Origin of the sequence: Vibrio sp. 1F255, from assembly GCF_041439145.1 — a bacterium.
Taxonomy (GTDB): domain Bacteria; phylum Pseudomonadota; class Gammaproteobacteria; order Enterobacterales; family Vibrionaceae; genus Vibrio; species Vibrio crassostreae_C.
The window spans coordinates 41,986-60,149 of record NZ_JBGONQ010000016.1; the positions used below are offsets into that span (position 1 = coordinate 41,986).

Here is an 18,164-nt window from a genome sequence, read left to right on the forward strand (position 1 = left end):
AAAACTAAAAAAGGCCTCATAATGAGGCCTTTTGGCTTGTATAAAGCTAACTGTTATTGAGCTTCAGCCAGTGCAATGCCACGCTGCGTTAGTCCGCAAAGCATCACAGGAACAGCGTTAAAGATCTCTTCGAACTGCTCTAGGCCTTCGATGCCTTGCTCTGCAATCGTAGCAATTGACGTTTCTGGATCGTAAAGCATGCTCAGTGACAGCAGGACACCGCCAACGAGTGCGTTATCTTCGCTCTCTTCAGGCATTAGTGTTTCCCAATCGTCGCGAGCAATCTGCCAGCCTTGAAGAAAGCCTTCACAAAAATCACGAGCGGCAGTGTTCACCACTTCTTCGTCGTCTAATTGACAAGCTTCAGGCCAAACCCAAGTCCCTTCAATCAGTTCTGGGCGGGTTTTATTCCAAAGCTCGATGATAACTTCAATGTAGCTTTCTAGCTGTTCACCATCCGTAAAAGGTGCGACTTCTTCGCCACCCCATAAGAACGGTAGCCACTCATGCGGGGTTAACACATTCGGTGCCGCTGCCATTGCAGTGACAAAGCCCATTGTTTTGTGTTCTGTGATTAGCTTTCCTTCCAACTCTGGAAGCGCAAGAATATCTTGTAAAGTCAAAGTGAGGTACCGTAAAAGGGAACATATTTGCGCTTATAGTACCAATGAACTTGTGCCAATCAAGCTTCAATCTAAAAAGGCTTGATGTCATGGATGATAAACACTAGGTTTAACAGAAAAGAAAACAATAAAAGAATTATGCAGATACGGTCGTCTTTAAAGAAAAAAAGCATGGTAGCGCTTGGATTATACCTTGCGATGTTTATTGCCATTGTCGGTAGTGTGACGTATTACGTCGTAGAATCCCCTGTGCGCGCCAAATTACAACAAAACCTCGACTTGCGTACGCAACTGTTATCCGCATTGATTACAGAGCCACTCAGTAGTTCTCGAGGCTTCGTAGACAGTCTCGTTGGGTTTGCTCAAGCGCATCGTAACGGTGATGATGTTATTCCGCTATTTAAGTCCATGTTGGCGGCGAGCGACGATACAATTGTCAGTGCCGGTATTTGGCCTGAACCTTATGCGCTCGATTCTAAAAAGCTTCTCAACAGTTACTTTTTTAATAAAGCCGACGATGGAAGAATCGATCAGATATATTCTTACAACAACCCCAAAAATGCCCCTTATCAAGAAGAGTATTGGTACACCTCTGTCGTCAACAAAAAACAAGGAACGATCTCTTGGAGCGATGTGTATATCGACCCATACACACACGTTCGAATGATTACGGCGTCTTCCCCTTATTATTACGACGGTACTTTTGCCGGTGTTGCCACGGTGGATCTCTCGCTCGAAGAGCTGCTTGGTTTTATCAAGAACCACGCCGAAGAATACAACCTTGGCATTACGCTCAGAGATAAGCTTAACCAAGTGTTGGTTTCGCATAACTTTAATCTCGTTGAAGGCATTTACATCAGTAGCAATCAATTTGGTGATTTCGGCTGGCAAGTGGATGTGGTGAACTCCAAATCACGAGTAGAAGACGAAGTGTTTCGTCAGGTGATGAGCATCGAAGGCGGTATTGTTCCGCTATTGCTACTTTGTGTCATGGCGGGGTATTACTTATTGAACCGTTATTTGATTAGTCCAATCACAAGGATTGCAGCACAGGTTGATAGCTCGAAAGCCGGCGAAATCATTGATGTGGATTACCCGAGTGATGACGAAATCGGCCATTTGATTAAAACCTTCAACGAAAAGACCATTTATCTCGAAGCGGAAAAGGTTAAAGCTCAGGCATCCACCAATGCAAAAACCGCTTTCCTTGCGACCTTGTCACATGAAATTCGCACTCCGATGAATGGGGTATTGGGTACCGCTCAAATCCTATTAAAAACGCCTCTAAATTCTGAACAAGAGAAGCATCTTAAGAGCTTGTATGAGTCCGGCGATCATATGATGACTCTACTCAACGAGATCTTAGACTTCTCGAAGATCGAGCAGGGCAGGTTGGATCTTGATGAAACGCGTTTCCCGCTTGATTCGATCATCGGCAGTATTAACAGTGTTTACTACACATTGTCTTCCGAGAAAGGGCTTCAATTCAAAGTGTACTCTGAGGTGACTTCGGGTCGTTGGTACTTCTCAGATAAAGCTCGCCTTCGCCAAATTTTGTTTAATCTATTGAACAACGCGGTGAAGTTCACCTCCAGAGGCTTTGTTGAGGTGTACCTGAAAGAAGTTGTAGAGGGGAGTGACACCTATCTGAGCATTCGAGTTCGTGATACCGGAATTGGTATTTCTAAAGAAGCTCAGAAGCGTATTTTTAAACCGTTTGAACAAGCGGAGTCTTCGACCACAAGGCGTTTTGGCGGAACTGGCCTTGGCCTCGCGATTGTGAAGAAAATTGCCCAGTTGATGGATGGCAGTATTACCGTCACCAGTGAAGAAGGGATAGGCACGAGTTTTGATGTTCGCTTGAAGATTCAGCCATGTCAGCCAGGAGAAATCGAGAGTTTGCCACATAAGAAGTTGGACTACTCTGGCTTAAAGGTACTGATCGTCGAGGACAACCGAACTAACACGGTGATCATTGAAGCCTTCATGAGCAGTAAAGGCTTTACCTGTAAGAGCGTCGAAAACGGTGAACTTGCGATACAAGCCGTGGTTGCTGAGCGCTTTGATTTGGTGCTCATGGATAACCATATGCCTGTGATGGATGGCGTTGAATCAACCACTGCTATTCGTGCTTTGATAGGCGATGTGTCATCGGTATTGGTGTTTGGTTGTACGGCTGATGTCTTTAAAGAGACTCGTGAGCGTATGTTGGGGGCAGGTGTGGATTATATTATTGCTAAGCCGATTGACGAGCGTGAACTGGATGATGCCTTGTTCCGCTATTCAAATAAGCTTTATCAATACCATGAAGTAAAAGCGGATGAGCTCGAAAGCCAAGACGTAAAACCACACGATTCGAAAAGTAAAAGCGAGTCACTGCCTAAACCTGATCTTCGCAACAAAGATAACACTGAAGAGCTGTTAGTGACGTTGTATGTGGCGCTAGAAGACAACAACCTAGAACTGATTCAATTTGCACTAGAGAGCCTACGTGTCCACGTTGAAGCTATGAACAACGCGGAACTTACTGAACAAGTCGATAAAGCGTTAGAGCAGGTTGCTTTAGGATCACCACCTACACAAGATGTCATTAATATCATTACTGTAAATCTACCTATGGCTTAAATGTTGTTTAATTACGGTAAGTAAATGACGAACTGTCCAATATTTGACCTTGGTTGGATTTTTTGGTGAAAGTGACTGCTTTTAAAGTGGTTTTTGGTTGTTAATTTACAACTTGATTTTTAATTTGGAGTGTATGACTACTAATCTTGTGATTTAATAGCGACATTATCTGGTGAGGTGCAAATGTGCCTTGTTTATATGTTACTAAATCACTAATTAAGCAGTGATATATTTTAGGTTTGTCGTCAATGAAGTCTCGTGGTCCATTTTGTATTCGAAACGCAGCTGCGGATACATTTGCTATGGTCGTTTTCTGTTTTATTTCTGGCATGATCGTAGAAGTGTTTATTTCTGGTATGACGTTTGAGCAATCTCTTGCTTCTCGAACGTTATCTATTCCTGTAAACATTGCTATCGCTTGGCCTTATGGCGTTTTTCGTGATTGGTTCTTACGCAATGGTGCAAAACTTTCAGAAAGCTCATTGATGAAAAACTTGTCTGATTTGATGGCATACGTGTTATTCCAGTCTCCAGTGTATGCGGGTATTTTGTTGGCAGTGGGTGCTTCAGGCGACCAGATCGTTACGGCTGTCACCAGTAATGCAGTTATCTCGTGCGGTATGGGCGTACTTTACGGCTACTTCCTCGATATGTGTCGTAAATGGTTTCGAGTTCCTGGCTACTATCAACAAGCTTAAGAAAAGCAACAAGCGTAAGTGCAGCGAAAGAATGAAATTTGGTTTGTTTTTGATCTAATGAGTTAATTTGTAATCGAACAAACCGAAAAAGGCACTTTTTTTGAGAATGCCCCTTGACCAAAGCAAGCAGAATCAATAAAGTAGCGCCTCGTTGAGTGACATGCTCAACACACAATTAGTGGAAGGATGGCTGAGTGGCTTAAGGCGCTCGCCTGGAAAGCGAGTATACGTTTATAGCGTATCTGGGGTTCAAATCCCCATCCTTCCACCACTATTCAAAACCCTAGCAGAAATGCTGGGGTTTTCTCGTTTTAGAGCCCCTATATTCCACCTCATCTGTATATCTCCCTAGTATCCGTTCCTTTAATCATTTCTTTATAGTTATTACCTCTATTAATACCGTCGCAGAATTAACCATATTAGATGTTTTTATCATCGATAATCGCTTGATTTTTTGGCCTGAATCTAGATTATTAATAGTACGCAATATTATGAATAATCTAACTATTAGGAACCCATAGCCTCATGACAGAAACCCTAGTTTCTCCAATGCTCTCTTTTACGATCGCGATTTCATTACTGTTTATCGGTAAAGGTTTGATTGAGCGATCTGAAGTATTAAGAAAGTATTCACTGCCAGAGCCTGTGATTGGTGGCTTTGTCTGCGCAGCGACCGTAGCGGCGCTTTACTATATTTTTGAAATCCAAATCACCTTTAGCCTAGATGTCAGAGACTTTTTGCTTCTCTACTTTTTTGCTGGCATCGGGCTACAAGCGGATATTAAAACACTGATTAAAGGTGGGCGACCGTTGTTCATCCTACTGTGTCTTGCTGCCATTTTTATCGTGTTGCAAAACGTAGTCGGAATGGCAGTCGCTTCTGGCTTTGGAATGGATCCTAAAGCAGGCTTGCTATCTGGGTCTGTTAGTTTGATAGGCGGCGTAGGAACAACGTTAGCGTGGGCACCAATGTTTGTGGAAGAGTTTGGTATTGCTAACGCGCTCGAACTTGGTGTCGCTTCAAACACGGTTGGTTTAATTGCAGCGTGTGTGATTGGTGGCCCGATTGCCAACTACCTGCTCAATAAACACAAAGTAAGCCCTTCTAATGAAGAAGAGGTTACGGTTGGTGCATTCCAAGAGAGTGAAACAAAAACAGAGCTAAGCCACTACGGCGTTCTGTGGGCATGGTTGATTCTTAACTTAACACTGATGCTGGGTTACAGCTTGAGTGAAGTTATCGACTCAATGGGTTTGAAACTGCCGTTATTCGTTAGCTGTTTGATCGCAGGTATCCTAATCGGAAACGTTGGTCGCGCACTGTTTAAGAAACGTCGTACACAAGAGAAAATCGCTCAAGGCCGCAAAGGCTTAGCGATGATCTCTGATATTTGTTTAGGCATGTTCTTGACCATGGCATTGATGGGGTTGCGTATCTGGGATCTCGATGGACTGTTTGGCTATATCTCTGTTGTCATGAGTATCCAGATCTTGCTTTCCCTGTTGTTTACTGTGTTTGTCGTTTATTACTTGATGGGAAGAAACTACGATTCTGTGGTGATATGTTCAGGCTTCGGTGGTATCACTCTAGGCTCGACCGCAACAGCAATTGTGAACATGACCGCAGTAACTCATCGATATGGCGCAAGCCCACAAGCATTCATTGTGGTGCCATTAGTATGTGGTTTCTTTGTTGATTTGATCAACGCATTGGTGATCAGTTTCTTTGTTGGTCTGTAGTGAAGTGACCAGTTATTGACTGCTTGAGGTTTACATCGGGATAATGACCACAAAGGCGATGACGAAAGTTGTCGCCTTTGTGTTATCTACAGCAAAAAATACACGTATATCAACCTTTGATGTAATGCCTTGAAGTGACTCGGTGCACAAGTTAGTAAGAGCAATTACGATCTTGATAAATTGGGATATATGTTCGCAGCAAATTTGTGAGACGCTTGATTAAGTGTCAGTTGAATTACAAGGAAGTTGAATGCACCACTTTAATATCCGTGCTCTCGAGTACTTAAACGCGTTATCAAAATACAGGTCGTTACGTAAGGCATCTAAGATGATGAACGTTGACCCTGCCGCGATGAGTCGAATGCTGACACAGTTAGAAGCGCAAGCGGAAATGAAAGTATGGGAGCGCAACAACCGCCAATCTCTGCTGACTGAGGCGGGGAACGAACTGTTGAACTACTATCGCTCCATTGTTCGTGGAGAGGCGGCAGTGCTTGCTCGACTAACCAAGCTTAAAAACCTCAAGGGCGGTAATGTTAGCATCGCGATTGGGGAAGGGTTCATCACCAACTTGGTCTCTAAACCGATGCAAACCTTCATGACTCGTTATCCTGATATCAATCTTTCTATTGAGATCGCTGGGGCATTGGATGCAGTCAAGATGTTGGAAGATCAACAGATAGACTTTGCGATAACCTATGCGTCTGCACCGCACCCTAAACTGCACTCCCACGTTGAACGCAGCCATCCGCTCGAATTGATTGCTCCGAAGGGGCACTTCCTTACGATGAAAGAAGCACCAGTGGTAATGCAAGATATTCAAGACGCTTCTCTCGCCTTGATCGATAACTCGACCGGTATGGGGAGGCTAGTAAAGCAGGCTGAACAAATTTCCCATCTTACCTTGCAGCCAAAACTTCAAACTAACTCAGTCACGGCACTGACTAACTTCGTTTCAGCAGGGTTGGGCGTCACCTTTATGCCTAAGCTCACTGTGATCGATGAAATAAAGTCAGGGCAGATTGAAGTGGTTGCGACCGAGTTGGAGATGCTATCGAAGGCGACGGTTAAGGTTCAATCTTTGAAAGGCCGTGCACTTACGCTACAAGCCGAAACCTTGTTGGATTTCTTACTCGAGAACGCCACTTTCTTAAGCCATGACGCTTACAATATCTAGGCTTAGTTGATTTACTTAGCGACTCCTACCTAAGCTTTCAAATACCGCCAATATCACACTTTCAAACTGCCGAATTCGTTTTTAAGTCGAATTGAGTTTTTGTCAACGCTCTCTCTATTGTTAAGTCAACACATGCGGAATAAGTTACAAATTATTAACGAAACGAGTTTTAGACTGACAGCTGTGTTCGACAGATTTGGCTTTGTCAGGCATTAGGGGAAGAGAATGGAAGTTATTGTAATTGGCAGTGGTGTTATTGGATTGACCAGCGCATGGTACTTGGCAAAAGAAGGTCACTCGGTCACGGTTATTGATCGTCAAGATAGCAGTGGCAAAGAAACCAGTTTTGCGAATGCTGGGCAAATCTCTTACGGTTATTCTTCACCATGGGCGGCGCCTGGTATTCCATTGAAAGCGATGAAATGGTTAACCCAAGAGCATGCCCCTTTAAAAGTTAAGCCTTCACTTTCTCCTGAATTGGTTTCTTGGGCGACTAAGATGCTCGCCAACTGCAATGAAGCCAAATACGCACAAAACAAATCGCGCATGTTGCGAGTCGCTAACTACAGCCGAGAGTGTCTCACTCATCTAAGAACCAGTGAACAACTGGCTTATGAGGGCCGGCAGAAAGGCACCTTGCAAGTATTCAGAAGCGAAAAACAATTGGACGCTATTCAGCAGGATATGAAGCTATTAACAGAGAGTGGAATCGAACACTCGCTGTTTGATGTTGAACAGTGTCTGTCAGTGGAGTCTGGTTTAGCAGACGTTAAAGACAAGCTGGTGGGCGGCCTGTATTTACCACACGATGAAACCGGTGATTGTCATCAGTTCTGTTTAACCTTGACCGAAAAAGCCAAGCAACTCGGCGTTCAGTTCGTGTTTAATACCGAAGTGGTTAGGCTCAATCATCAGAATCAAACCATTGAGAGTATTACAACGACTCAAGGCGAGTTCAAAGCGGATGCTTACGTGGTCGCTTCAGGAAGCTATTCTCGAGAACTGTTGAAGCAAGTCGATTTGTCGATCCCGGTTTATCCAGTGAAAGGCTATTCGCTAACACTGCCGATCGTGAATGCAGATAAGTCACCAACCTCGACTGTGATGGATGAAACTTACAAGGTAGCGATGACGCGATTTGATGATCGTATTCGCATTGCAGGGACGGCAGAACTTGCGGGGTTTAATTACCTTATCCCTGAAAAACGCAAAGCCACGATTGATATGGTGATTAAAGATCTTTTCCCACAAGCGGGTGACTTTTCTAAGGCTGAATACTGGACTGGGTTAAGACCAATGACGCCGGATGGTACGCCTATTATCGGTAAGACGCCTATCAAGAACCTATTTACAAATACTGGACATGGGACATTAGGTTGGACAATGGCATGTGGCTCAGGAAAGATCTTGGCAAGCGTGGTCAGTGGCTCAGCTAGTGATATTAAAACTGATGACTTAAGTATCCACCGCTATTTGTAGCGAGATGATGCAGTGATAATTAAACAACCCCATTCTTAAGTTTTCGAATGGGGTTGTGGGTTCTGAGGGAGAAGATTATCTGGTCGTGGTTTCTAGCACATGGGTAAATCTATCCCAAGATTTTTGGTCAGCTTCATGTTGATAGTTATTCGATCCGAATACTGTGAAGGCGTGTGGCGCACCACTATAAGTGATCATCTCATGCGGAACTTTGGTTGATTCAAGTTGAGCGGCGAGGCTTCCAAAGTCGTGCATTGAAATCATGGCATCAGCCGTGCCGTGGAACACGACTACGGGAGCTTTAGTCTGCGAGTAGTCTTGGCCTTTTGGTGTTGATAAACCGCCATGGAAGGTGACATAAGCCTTCGAAGGAATGCCCGCACGAGCGGCTTCCAATACAGCGGCTCCGCCGAAACAGTATCCCATCATTACGTTGTTATCTAAGTTGCCGCCAAGTCTTTTCGCTTCCATGGCACCAGCGTTGAGCAACGTACGCATTTTTTCTCTGTCTTTATACAGCTCGCCTGTATGTTGCTTTTTATCTTTCACTTCGGTAGGGCGAATGCCTTTACCAAATAGGTCGATGGCGAACACGTTGTAACCTAGTTCGTTGAGCATCTCAGAACGTTTCTTCTCGTAATCGGTTAAGCCATCCCAATCGTGTATTAGCAGTACCAAAGGCGCTTGGTCACTGGCTTCACTCCAATAACCTTCGTAATCCATCCCATCGACTTGGTAAGTGACGTTTTCTCCTGATATCGCAGAGAAGGGCAGTAAAACTGAAAACAGGCCGAGCGTAGTGAGTTTTCGCATGCGTAATTCCTTTCGATGACAATTGACGTTCCAATCGAAAGTATAGATAACGCGATGATTCTCGCCAGATTTATGTCTCTAACTTGAAATGTATGGCAGGGATAGCAGGTGGCGATTACTGATAAACAGCCATCGAAAGGGAGTGCGATGGCTGTTCATGATGTGCTGAGAAATTCTCAGGTCCGCAGAAACGCGGGGGGTATTAGAGTAGAAAAGAACGGATTACTACCAAGTAGCGTTATCAGCGGTGTGACTACTTCGAAGTTCTGGGTACTTACGTTGATAGCGCGGCAACATCGACTCATTACCTAAGATGCCGCCTTGGTGGATATAGATGACGGTTTTTGTTGGGTTCTCTTCTTGCCATTGCTCTAGGCATTGCCACATCAATGGGTCGTAGAGCAGGTCGAATTCAATATCCGTCTGTTCTTGCAGATCCAACCAAGTTTGATAGTCCTGCTGGTAAAGCTTACCAAAGTGGTGTTTGGCTTTAAGTGGTAATATCTGCGGGTGATCGGTTTCGCCGAGTTCATTGAACTGCTGTGTTAGGTAATCACTGCCGCCAACACAAGCGCAAGTTAACACTGGGATGTTGTGCATTTTTAAATGCTTATGCAGATACAGAGCTGTGCTGCCTGTGCCTGCTGGAAGTGCTACCACGAAATCGTGTTTGTTTTCGAAACGCGTCCAGCTGAGTATTTCAATCGCCAGTTGCTTCACGCCGTATTCAGAAAGCTGAGAGCGTCCACCTTCTGGTAACACAATGCATTGTGAGTCAGGTTGTCTTACTTGCTCAATATACTCTTGTGGATGAAGCTCAGAGCCTGTTTCTTTGACTGAAATAACCTTAGCCCCGAGATCGATAGCGCCACGGTAGTTGCCGAGTGGGCGTTCTTGTAGCCATTGAGGCAGGTGGTCGACGTAAAACTCAAGCGTCCAGCCTTTGATTTTCGCAAGTGCGGCGAGTGAGAACAAGGAGTTAGCCTGAGCGGAACCATAGCTTATTAGAGTGGTGGTGTTTGGGCTATCGTCTTCCAGTAGCTTCATGAACTTTCTGGCTTTGTTGCCGCAAAAGTGGGAGTGAAGCTGATCGTCACGCTTTAAGAAAAAGGTGTGCTCGTTGTATTGATGTTGAGTTACAGGGCTATTATTTAGTTTCATCGCACTTAGACAAAATGCTGACTCAGAGCCAGCATTTATAGTTCAAATAGGACTGACGAGTATCTAGTAGCTAGGGACCGCTGTAAACCAACTAAATCAAGTTTTCGTTCGATATTGAGCTTCGAACTATGAACTCATTTACTCTGGGGTGGATGCGGATAGATCGGTTTGAAAGGTGATCTTAGCGGTACATCCACCACAGCTGCGATTGACCAATTCAAAGCCCCATTGGAAGCGTTGACATAAGTCCTCGACAATCAATAAACCTAACCCATGCCCATTTGGATTGTATTGTTCTTGGAGGCCTTCTCCTTGGTCTTCAATCACAACACTCTCGTGGGACAGAGTGACCGTTACGGTGCCACTATTGGTCGCTGCAATGGCATTTCTCAACAAGTTTCCGACCAACATGTTCATTATCGCGCTGGTGGCTTGAATTGTGGGTTCTGATTGAACTTGTAAGGTTATCGCGACTTCCTTCTCGTCAGCCTGCAACGAATTTTTAGAAACGATAGTCTCTAGCTCTTGCTGGCTGAATAAACGTAGCGGTGCATCGTCACTGTTTCTTTCATAGCGAACGAGACCAAGCAGTGCATCGACCATTTCAGACATTTGAACAATGGCTTCATCAATACGTTCAACCTGACGAGATTGAAATTCGGTTGTTTCGCTTCTCAGTAACAGTTTGTTGGCACCACGAGCAACAGTCAACGGAGTTCTTAGTTCATGACTTGAGTAGCGTGCGAAAGCTTGCTCGCGTTTTACTAGAGAATTGATTTCTCTTCTGTATTGATTGAGTTGATCCGTCAACTGACGAAACTCCACCGCCGCATCGCCATTCACTCCAAATTCTTCGTTTAGATTGAGCTTATTGGATTCAAGCTGTTCAGACAGGGAGTTGAAGGGCTCAATCAGCCGTTTAGACAACCGATAGAGCAGAGCTCCGAAGCTGAATATTAGAATAGAGAGAAGGGCTAATACAAATGTGGTGGCATAAACGAGCTCAAAGACACTAAGCTCGACACGGTCTATTTCAGAAAGCAGAACAATAGGGTGAGTTCTACCTTCATGAGTATACTCGCCTACATAGACCATGCGAGATTCTGGATCTTCACCGACCTCACCAATGAAATTTTCTTTGCCTTCAATATACTTTAAATACTTTTTCGGTAGATAGGAAAGATCGTTGTAAGCGATAGTCAGGTCATCAATACGAAGCTCTCCACTTTCACCTGACTGGAATAACCCGACTGCATAGTTGCGGTCAATTAGGATGCGTCTTTCACCCACGCGGTCTTCCGACAAGTACAGGGCTGTGATAAATACCACATAGACAAATGCCGACACAATTACGGCCATTAACCCAAAGAAAACCGCTAAGCGGCCCGTTAGGGTTTTTGTGCTTGTAAGAACATTTGAAATCAATTCGATGGCTCCAATCGGAAGCCAACTTTAGGCACCGTAATTAACATCTGAGTGTCGAAAGGCTTGTCGAGTTGATTACGTAACTGATAAATGTGACTGCGCAACACATCATTGTTGGGCTCGTTTTCTTCCCATAACTTGTAGGAAATAGCTTCACGAGTGACTACTTCAGGTGCGCTTTGGCACAGCATCTCAAGTATGGTGTAAGTGGTTGGGTTGAGCGCTAGTAGTTTATCTTGGCGGTAAGCTTTACGGGTTTTTTGGTCGATGGTGAGTTCATCGAACTGAAGTTTTGAAGAGGCGACTTTTCCGCGGTAACGACGAACCAGTGCGTTCATTCTCGCTTCTAAAATATCCAAATCGAAAGGCTTGGTTAGGTAATCATCGGCACCGTGGTCAAACCCTTTCAACATGTCTTCACGGCTATCAAGCGCGGTAAGCATCAGGATCGGGGTTGTGTTGCCTTGGTCTCTTAGCTTGTTACAAACCGTTAGGCCGTCCATTCTTGGCAGCATCAGATCTAATATGATGATATCAAAAGAGTTATCCATCGCGAGTTGCAAGCCAAGCTCACCGTTGTCCGCGTAATCGAGCTCCATCCCAATGCACTCAAAATAATCAAATAATACGCCTGCGATTTCACGGTTATCTTCGACTAATAGAACTCGTTTCATTTTGATTCTCATACAGAAATAGACGGTAACATTATCCTGAGTGAGCGTGAAAAATATGTCAATAACATAACTTTCACTTATGAGGGGGTAGATTGGATTCAGATTAAAAAATAGAAGAACGTATTATGTCTGAACTTCATATTAGCCGACCTAAAGTCTCCACATCACGGATCAATCCCGCCGTTTCACTATCGATCATTGTGCCGTTTTACGATGAACAAGAGGTGTTAGAAGAGTTTCATTCTCGCTTAACCAAGGTACTGGATAGCTTACCCATCACCAGTGAAATTGTTTATGTCGATGATGGCAGCAAAGACAACAGCTTGGATTTGGTGAGTTCATTCACTTCAATCAATAGCTCAATTTCTGTGATCGGTTTAAGCCGTAACTTTGGTAAAGAATCAGCGATGAGTGCTGGCCTCGAACACTGCCGAGGACAAGCTGTGATCTTGCTCGATGCCGATCTACAAGACCCACCCGAGCTGATTCCTCAAATGATTGCCAAATGGCGCGAAGGTTATGACGTCGTCAATATGCAGCGTAGCCAACGTGATGGTGAAACGTGGTTTAAGAAGTTTTCAGCAGCAAGCTTTTACAAAGTCATGAACGTGGCAGCGAAGATCGATGTTCCAGAAAATGTGGGTGATTTCCGACTGTTAAGCCGAGAGGTTGTCGACCATATCAACCAACTGCCTGAACGTAACCGTTACATGAAAGGCATCTTTTCATGGCCAGGTTTTAGACAAGCAACGATTCAGTTTAAGCGCGACGCTCGCTTCTGTGGCGAGACCAAGTGGAACTACCTGAAACTCATCGGATTGGCGATGGATGGCATCACATCATTTTCTATCCGCCCACTGCGTATTGCGACGGCCGTTGGTGGATTAGTGGCGCTTACTGCTTTCGTGTATGGCGTCTTCATCGTGTTCAAAACCATGATGTTTGGTGAGCCTATTACGGGCTACCCGTCAATGATGGTGGTTCAACTTGCCCTTGGCGGCATTCAACTTCTGAGTATTGGTTTAATGGGGGAATACATAGGTCGTATTTTCATCGAAACCAAGAACCGTCCTTTGTATCTGATCCAATCGGTGGTCGATACCCCTGCATTAAAAACGCATTTTAAATTAGAGGAGTCAGCATGAGCCTGAACCGAACGCACCTATGGTATTTGTTGGCTTTTGCATTGGTTCTAAGGCTCTTATCTCTGGCGACATACCCTTTAATGGACACTACGGAAGCGCGCTACGGTGAGATGGCTCGCTTGATGGTAGAAACCGGCAATTGGTTAACCCCTCAATTTGATTACGGCATCCCTTTCTGGGGTAAGCCTCCGATGTTTACCTGGATGAGCGCGATTGGCATTGAGCTGTTTGGTTTGAGTGAGTTTGCTGTGCGTGCGCCACACTGGTTAGCAGGTTTTGCGACGATTTTGTTGGTTGCGTACATGGCTAAGCGCACCGGACAAAGTGCCTTGGTGGCGGCCGTGGTATTGGCGACATGTGGGATTTTCTCTATCGCGGCGGGTGCTGTTATGACTGACATGGCATTAACGTTAGCGATGACCATAGCCATGTTAGGTTTCTACCTATGTTGGTTAGGAGGAGAGGGTTCGAAGGGAGAAGGGAGCGCGAAGACTAATCGGTCTTGGGGCTATGTCGGTTTCATTGGCTTAGCACTAGGCTTGCTGGCAAAAGGGCCGGTAGCGATTGTGATTATGGGTATCGCCGTTTTCCCTTGGTTAGTATTGCAACATGGATTTTTTGGCGCTTTTAAAGTGTTATGGCAACGCTTTCCACTGTTGTCAGGCTTAGGCGTGATGCTAGCGATTGCTTTGCCGTGGTACATCATGGCTGAAATGGCAACACCGGGTTTTATTGATTACTTTATTGTTGGCGAGCACTTTAAGCGTTTTGTTGTGAGTGGTTGGGAGGGCGATTTATACGGTTCTGCCCATGACCAAGCAAGAGGCATGATTTGGATTTTCTGGATTCAAGCGGCTGCGCCGTGGTCGATTGTGTTGCCTATTTTGACTTTCGCCCGTCGTAAGAAAATCGCAGAAGTTAACGCTGAACATAGTGGGTTGTTTTCATTCCTTGTGTGTTGGTTGGTCTCTCCTCTAATTCTTTTCACTATGGCGGGTAATATTCTTCCAGCTTACGTCCTACCGGGTATTCCAGCCCTTGGCTTGCTGGTGGCAACGCTTGTGGTAGAAAAAGATAAGAAGTGGTTCTCGAGTGTGGCTTTGGTGCTACCTGTGCTGTTAATGATTGCGATGGTCTACCTCAACCTAGGCAAAGCGAACGAGAAAAGTGACCGTATTATCTTCGAGCAGATCACGGATGAAGCGCCGAGCTTTTACATCGGTAAACGACCGTTCTCTGGGCAATTTTACAGTCATGGACAAGCGAAAAAGCTACTTGATGTTAAACAGTTAGATGGTATCGACAAGTTCTATCTGATTGGTAAAAGAGCGGAAGTGGAAACCAAGATTAAAGACAATGCGTTGACCTGTATTTTAGAGCCGACGGTGAAGATCAAGCGCGCTCTATTTAGTTGTCATAGCCAAAACATCAAACCAAATCTCAAATCTATCGTTGAGCCATATTCGAAGTGATGGCGATGTTCTATTTTAACTCGTCATCGAGACTGTTTAGCCACAAGTTCGACGTGCTAAACCAAAAACTACAACCTCATCATAAGATGATTAAATTCGCTATGGTGGGGTCGGGTGGCTTTGTTGTCGATTGTGCCGTGTTTGCGTTGCTGCATTACGTTATTGGGCTGCCGTTAATGAGTGCTCGAATTGGCTCTTTCATCGTTGCAGCAACGACAACCTGGTTTGGAAATCGAGTGTTGACCTTTGAATTCAAAGGGCAGGGGAATTGGTCCGAAAAGCTGATTCAATGGCAAAAGTTCATGTTCTCTGCATCAATATCGGCGATACCTAATTTGCTGTGCTTTAAGTTGATGACTGAATTGCTGCCTGCATTTACTGGGGCAGTGTTTATCGCAATGGCGGTTGGCATCTTGGTGGGCATGGTCAGTAACTATTTGCTTAGTCAGTATTGGGTGTTTGCTCGTTAGGCTATCTTGTAACAGACACAAAAAAGCGCAGCTAAATAGCTGCGCTTTTGTTTTTACGATAGCGAAGTCAATCGGTTCGCGATATTAGCGTTGTGCTGCGCGCTGGCGGTTCTTGCCGTTACTTGCAGGTTTGCCACCTTGACCATTGCCCGCTTTGTTACGGTTTGGTTTGCCATTTCCGCCGCCATTACCTTGTGATTGCTGACCACCAGGACCTTTCTTAATGAAGCCAGTCGCTGGTTTACGAGCATTGCCATTACCGCCACCTTGGTTAGCATTACCTTGGCTACCGTTGCCGTTACCATTCGGCTTCTTGCCACCCGGTTTCTTACCAGAGTGGTTACGTGGGCTTTCGCCACCAAGACCTGGCTGAGATTTACTGTGCTTAGTCGCAAAGCGTTGTGAACCGTGACGACCAGACTTACGACGTTGTGCCGGTGTTTGTGCATCAAAGTCTTCTGCTGGTACTAGGCAGTTTGCTTTGTCACCAATTAGGTGCTGTTTACCCATGCTGATCAGTGCTTCACGGATGATTTTCCAGTTTTCAGGATCGTGGTAACGAAGCAGTGCTTTATGCAGACGACGTTGACGATCACCTTTCGGCACAGGAACATCTTCACGCTTCTTATATTTCACGCGTTTCAGAGGGTTAGTCTCTGAGTAGTACATCGACGTTGCATTACACATTGGCGATGGGTAGAAGTTCTGTACTTGGTCACACTCGTAGTTGTGCTTTTTCAGCCACATTGCTAGGTTAAGCATGTCTTCATCTTCTGTGCCCGGGTGAGCAGAGATAAAGTAAGGAATTAAGTACTGTTTCTTACCGGCTTCAGCGCTGTACTTCTCGAACATCTCTTTGAAACGATCGTAAGTGCCCATGCCCGGCTTCATCATCAGATCCAGTGGGCCTTTTTCAGTATGCTCTGGAGCAATCTTCAAGTAACCACCAACGTGGTGAGTCACAAGCTCACGAACGTATTCTGGAGATTCAATCGCTAAGTCGTAACGTACACCAGAAGCGATCATGATCTTCTTAACACCCGGTACTTTTCTCGCAGAGCGGTACAGGTCGATAGTGTGTTGATGGTCTGTGTTTAGCTTTTCACAGATTTTCGGGAACACACATGATGGACGACGACAGTTAATTTCAGCTTTTGGATCTGAACAACCTAAACGGTACATGTTCGCCGTTGGGCCGCCCAAGTCAGAAATAGTACCTGTGAAGCCCGGTACTTTATCTTTAATGTCTTCGATCTCATCCAAGATAGATTCTTTCGAACGGTTCTGAATGATGCGACCTTCGTGCTCTGTGATTGAACAGAAAGAACAACCACCAAAACAACCACGCATGATGTTAACCGAGGTTTTGATCATGTCGTATGCTGGGATTTTCGCTTTGCCGTACATCGGGTGCGGAACACGCTTGTACGCAAGGCCAAACACGTAGTCCATCTCTTCTGTGGTCAATGGAATAGGCGCTTGGTTAATCCAAAGCTCGCGATCACCGTGACGTTGAATCAGAGCACGACCTGAGTACGGGTTTGTCTCAAGGTGCAGAATACGACTAGCGTGAGCGTAAAGAATACGGTCATTGTTTAGCTTTTCGTAACCTGGGATACGAACCGCTGTAGTTTTTGCATCGTGACGAGAAGGGCGAATAGTAATAGGTTGCGCTTTTACTTCTTCTTTTTCGTCTTTCTTGGTATCACACTGAGTTTCAACTTCGTACGGGTTAACCGGAACATACGCTTTGTTCGGCTTTTCGATACGAGAAGAGTCAATGATCTTGAAGCCTTCAGGGGCCGCAGGAAGATTGATAGCAGTACCGCGGATATTGGTCAGCGTAGACATGTCTTCACCATCGGCAATGCGGTGTGCTACTTCAACCAATGCACGCTCAGCGTTACCAAAAAGAAGAATGTCAGCTTTTGCATCAAACAATACAGAGCGGCGAACTCTATCTGACCAGTAGTCGTAGTGAGCTACACGACGTAAGCTCGCTTCAATACCACCAAGCACGATTGGCGTGCCTTTGTAAGCTTCACGACAACGTTGAGAATAAACCAGAGTTGCACGATCAGGACGCTTGCCACCTTCATTGTTCGGAGTATAAGCATCATCGTGACGTAATTTGCGATCAGAGGTGTAGCGGTTGATCATGGAGTCCATGTTACCCGCTGTGATGCCGAAGAATAGGTTAGGTTTACCTAGCTTCATGAAGGCATCTTTATTGTCCCACTTTGGTTGAGCAATAATGCCCACGCGGAAACCTTGAGCTTCAAGCAGACGGCCGATGATAGCCATACCAAAGCTCGGGTGATCGACATAAGCGTCACCAGTTACAATAATAATGTCACAGCTATCCCATCCAAGAGCATCCATCTCCTTTCTACTGGTAGGCAAAAAGGGTGCAGTTCCGTAGCACTCGGCCCAGTATTTTTTGTGTTCGTGAATAGGAGTGATATCGCTGTACATATTTCAACCTCTGATTTTTGAGGCGGGAATTATAGCGGCATGAGCCTAGACTAGCCAGTAGAACATGCCCCTGTTAGTTCTGGTGTCTTTCGTCTTTTTACGGTAAATGGCGATAAAAGAGCCATACAACAGCATAGTTGAAGCCTTGAATAACGTCGCTAATTTGTGATTTTGATTAGTGTTCGCA

The 18,164-nt window shown here is 45.1% G+C and carries 13 protein-coding genes, 1 tRNA gene and 1 pseudogene; 9 read left to right on the plus strand and 6 right to left on the minus strand.

Annotation, left to right across the window (positions count from 1 at the left end; translation table 11 throughout):
- Positions 1-53: 53 nt before the first annotated feature.
- Positions 54-623 carry a UPF0149 family protein gene (locus tag ACED41_RS10850; RefSeq protein WP_371724953.1) on the minus strand — a complete coding sequence of 190 codons (570 nt, stop codon included), beginning with the start codon at positions 621-623 and terminating at the stop codon, positions 54-56.
- A 171-nt stretch (positions 624-794) separates the two neighbouring features.
- On the opposite strand from ACED41_RS10850, the gene ACED41_RS10855 reads away from it, so the two are divergent.
- The 6 genes from ACED41_RS10855 to ACED41_RS10880 all read left to right on the plus strand — a co-directional run bounded on the left by ACED41_RS10855 (position 795) and on the right by ACED41_RS10880 (position 8,342).
- Entirely contained in the window at positions 795-3,248 is a 2,454-nt protein-coding gene (locus ACED41_RS10855; protein ID WP_371724954.1) for an ATP-binding protein, read from the plus strand.
- A gap of 248 nt (positions 3,249-3,496) precedes the next feature.
- Positions 3,497-3,946, plus strand: a complete 450-nt coding sequence (locus ACED41_RS10860; protein WP_017062062.1) for an L-alanine exporter AlaE — start codon at positions 3,497-3,499, stop codon at positions 3,944-3,946.
- Between the two features lie 180 nt (positions 3,947-4,126).
- A tRNA-Ser gene (locus ACED41_RS10865) sits at positions 4,127-4,217 on the plus strand.
- A gap of 254 nt (positions 4,218-4,471) precedes the next feature.
- A complete protein-coding gene (gene gltS / locus ACED41_RS10870; RefSeq protein WP_017072261.1) occupies positions 4,472-5,686 on the plus strand; it encodes a sodium/glutamate symporter in 1,215 nt (404 codons plus the stop codon).
- Positions 5,687-5,936: 250 nt separating this feature from the next.
- A complete protein-coding gene (locus ACED41_RS10875) occupies positions 5,937-6,863 on the plus strand; it encodes a LysR family transcriptional regulator (protein WP_017063521.1) in 927 nt (308 codons plus the stop codon).
- A gap of 225 nt (positions 6,864-7,088) precedes the next feature.
- The gene (locus tag ACED41_RS10880) at positions 7,089-8,342 is read left to right on the plus strand and encodes a D-amino acid dehydrogenase (RefSeq protein ID WP_065585149.1); all 1,254 of its coding nucleotides are present in this window, start codon (positions 7,089-7,091) and stop codon (positions 8,340-8,342) included.
- Positions 8,343-8,417: 75 nt separating this feature from the next.
- Here ACED41_RS10880 and ACED41_RS10885 read toward each other — a convergent pair whose 3' ends face one another.
- From ACED41_RS10885 to ACED41_RS10900, 4 genes are all read right to left on the minus strand, one after another.
- A complete protein-coding gene (locus tag ACED41_RS10885; protein ID WP_371724955.1) occupies positions 8,418-9,155 on the minus strand; it encodes a dienelactone hydrolase family protein in 738 nt (245 codons plus the stop codon).
- A 225-nt stretch (positions 9,156-9,380) separates the two neighbouring features.
- Positions 9,381-10,316, minus strand: coding sequence for a pyridoxal-phosphate dependent enzyme (locus ACED41_RS10890; RefSeq protein WP_229647088.1), 936 nt, complete (start codon positions 10,314-10,316; stop codon positions 9,381-9,383).
- A 138-nt stretch (positions 10,317-10,454) separates the two neighbouring features.
- Complete coding sequence (locus ACED41_RS10895) at positions 10,455-11,741, minus strand: sensor histidine kinase (RefSeq protein WP_371724956.1); 1,287 nt, start codon at positions 11,739-11,741, stop codon at positions 10,455-10,457.
- Positions 11,738-12,415, minus strand: a complete 678-nt coding sequence (locus ACED41_RS10900) for a response regulator transcription factor (RefSeq protein WP_371720717.1) — start codon at positions 12,413-12,415, stop codon at positions 11,738-11,740. Before ACED41_RS10900 ends, ACED41_RS10895 begins: the two co-directional genes overlap by 4 nt.
- 125 nt (positions 12,416-12,540) lie before the next feature.
- Between ACED41_RS10900 and ACED41_RS10905 the strand changes: the two genes are divergently transcribed.
- From ACED41_RS10905 to ACED41_RS10915, 3 genes and pseudogenes are all read left to right on the plus strand, one after another.
- A complete protein-coding gene (locus ACED41_RS10905; protein WP_050634924.1) occupies positions 12,541-13,560 on the plus strand; it encodes a glycosyltransferase family 2 protein in 1,020 nt (339 codons plus the stop codon).
- Positions 13,557-15,051 (plus strand): annotated as a pseudogene (locus ACED41_RS10910) (ArnT family glycosyltransferase). The gene ACED41_RS10905 and the pseudogene ACED41_RS10910 overlap by 4 nt, the downstream one beginning before the upstream one ends.
- Positions 15,038-15,502, plus strand: a complete 465-nt coding sequence (locus ACED41_RS10915) for a GtrA family protein (RefSeq protein ID WP_371724957.1) — start codon at positions 15,038-15,040, stop codon at positions 15,500-15,502. The pseudogene ACED41_RS10910 and the gene ACED41_RS10915 overlap by 14 nt, the downstream one beginning before the upstream one ends.
- 84 nt (positions 15,503-15,586) lie before the next feature.
- Here the strand turns inward: ACED41_RS10915 and ACED41_RS10920 are convergent, their stop codons facing one another.
- Complete coding sequence (locus ACED41_RS10920; protein ID WP_371724958.1) at positions 15,587-17,977, minus strand: YgiQ family radical SAM protein; 2,391 nt, start codon at positions 17,975-17,977, stop codon at positions 15,587-15,589.
- Positions 17,978-18,164: the final 187 nt, after the last annotated feature.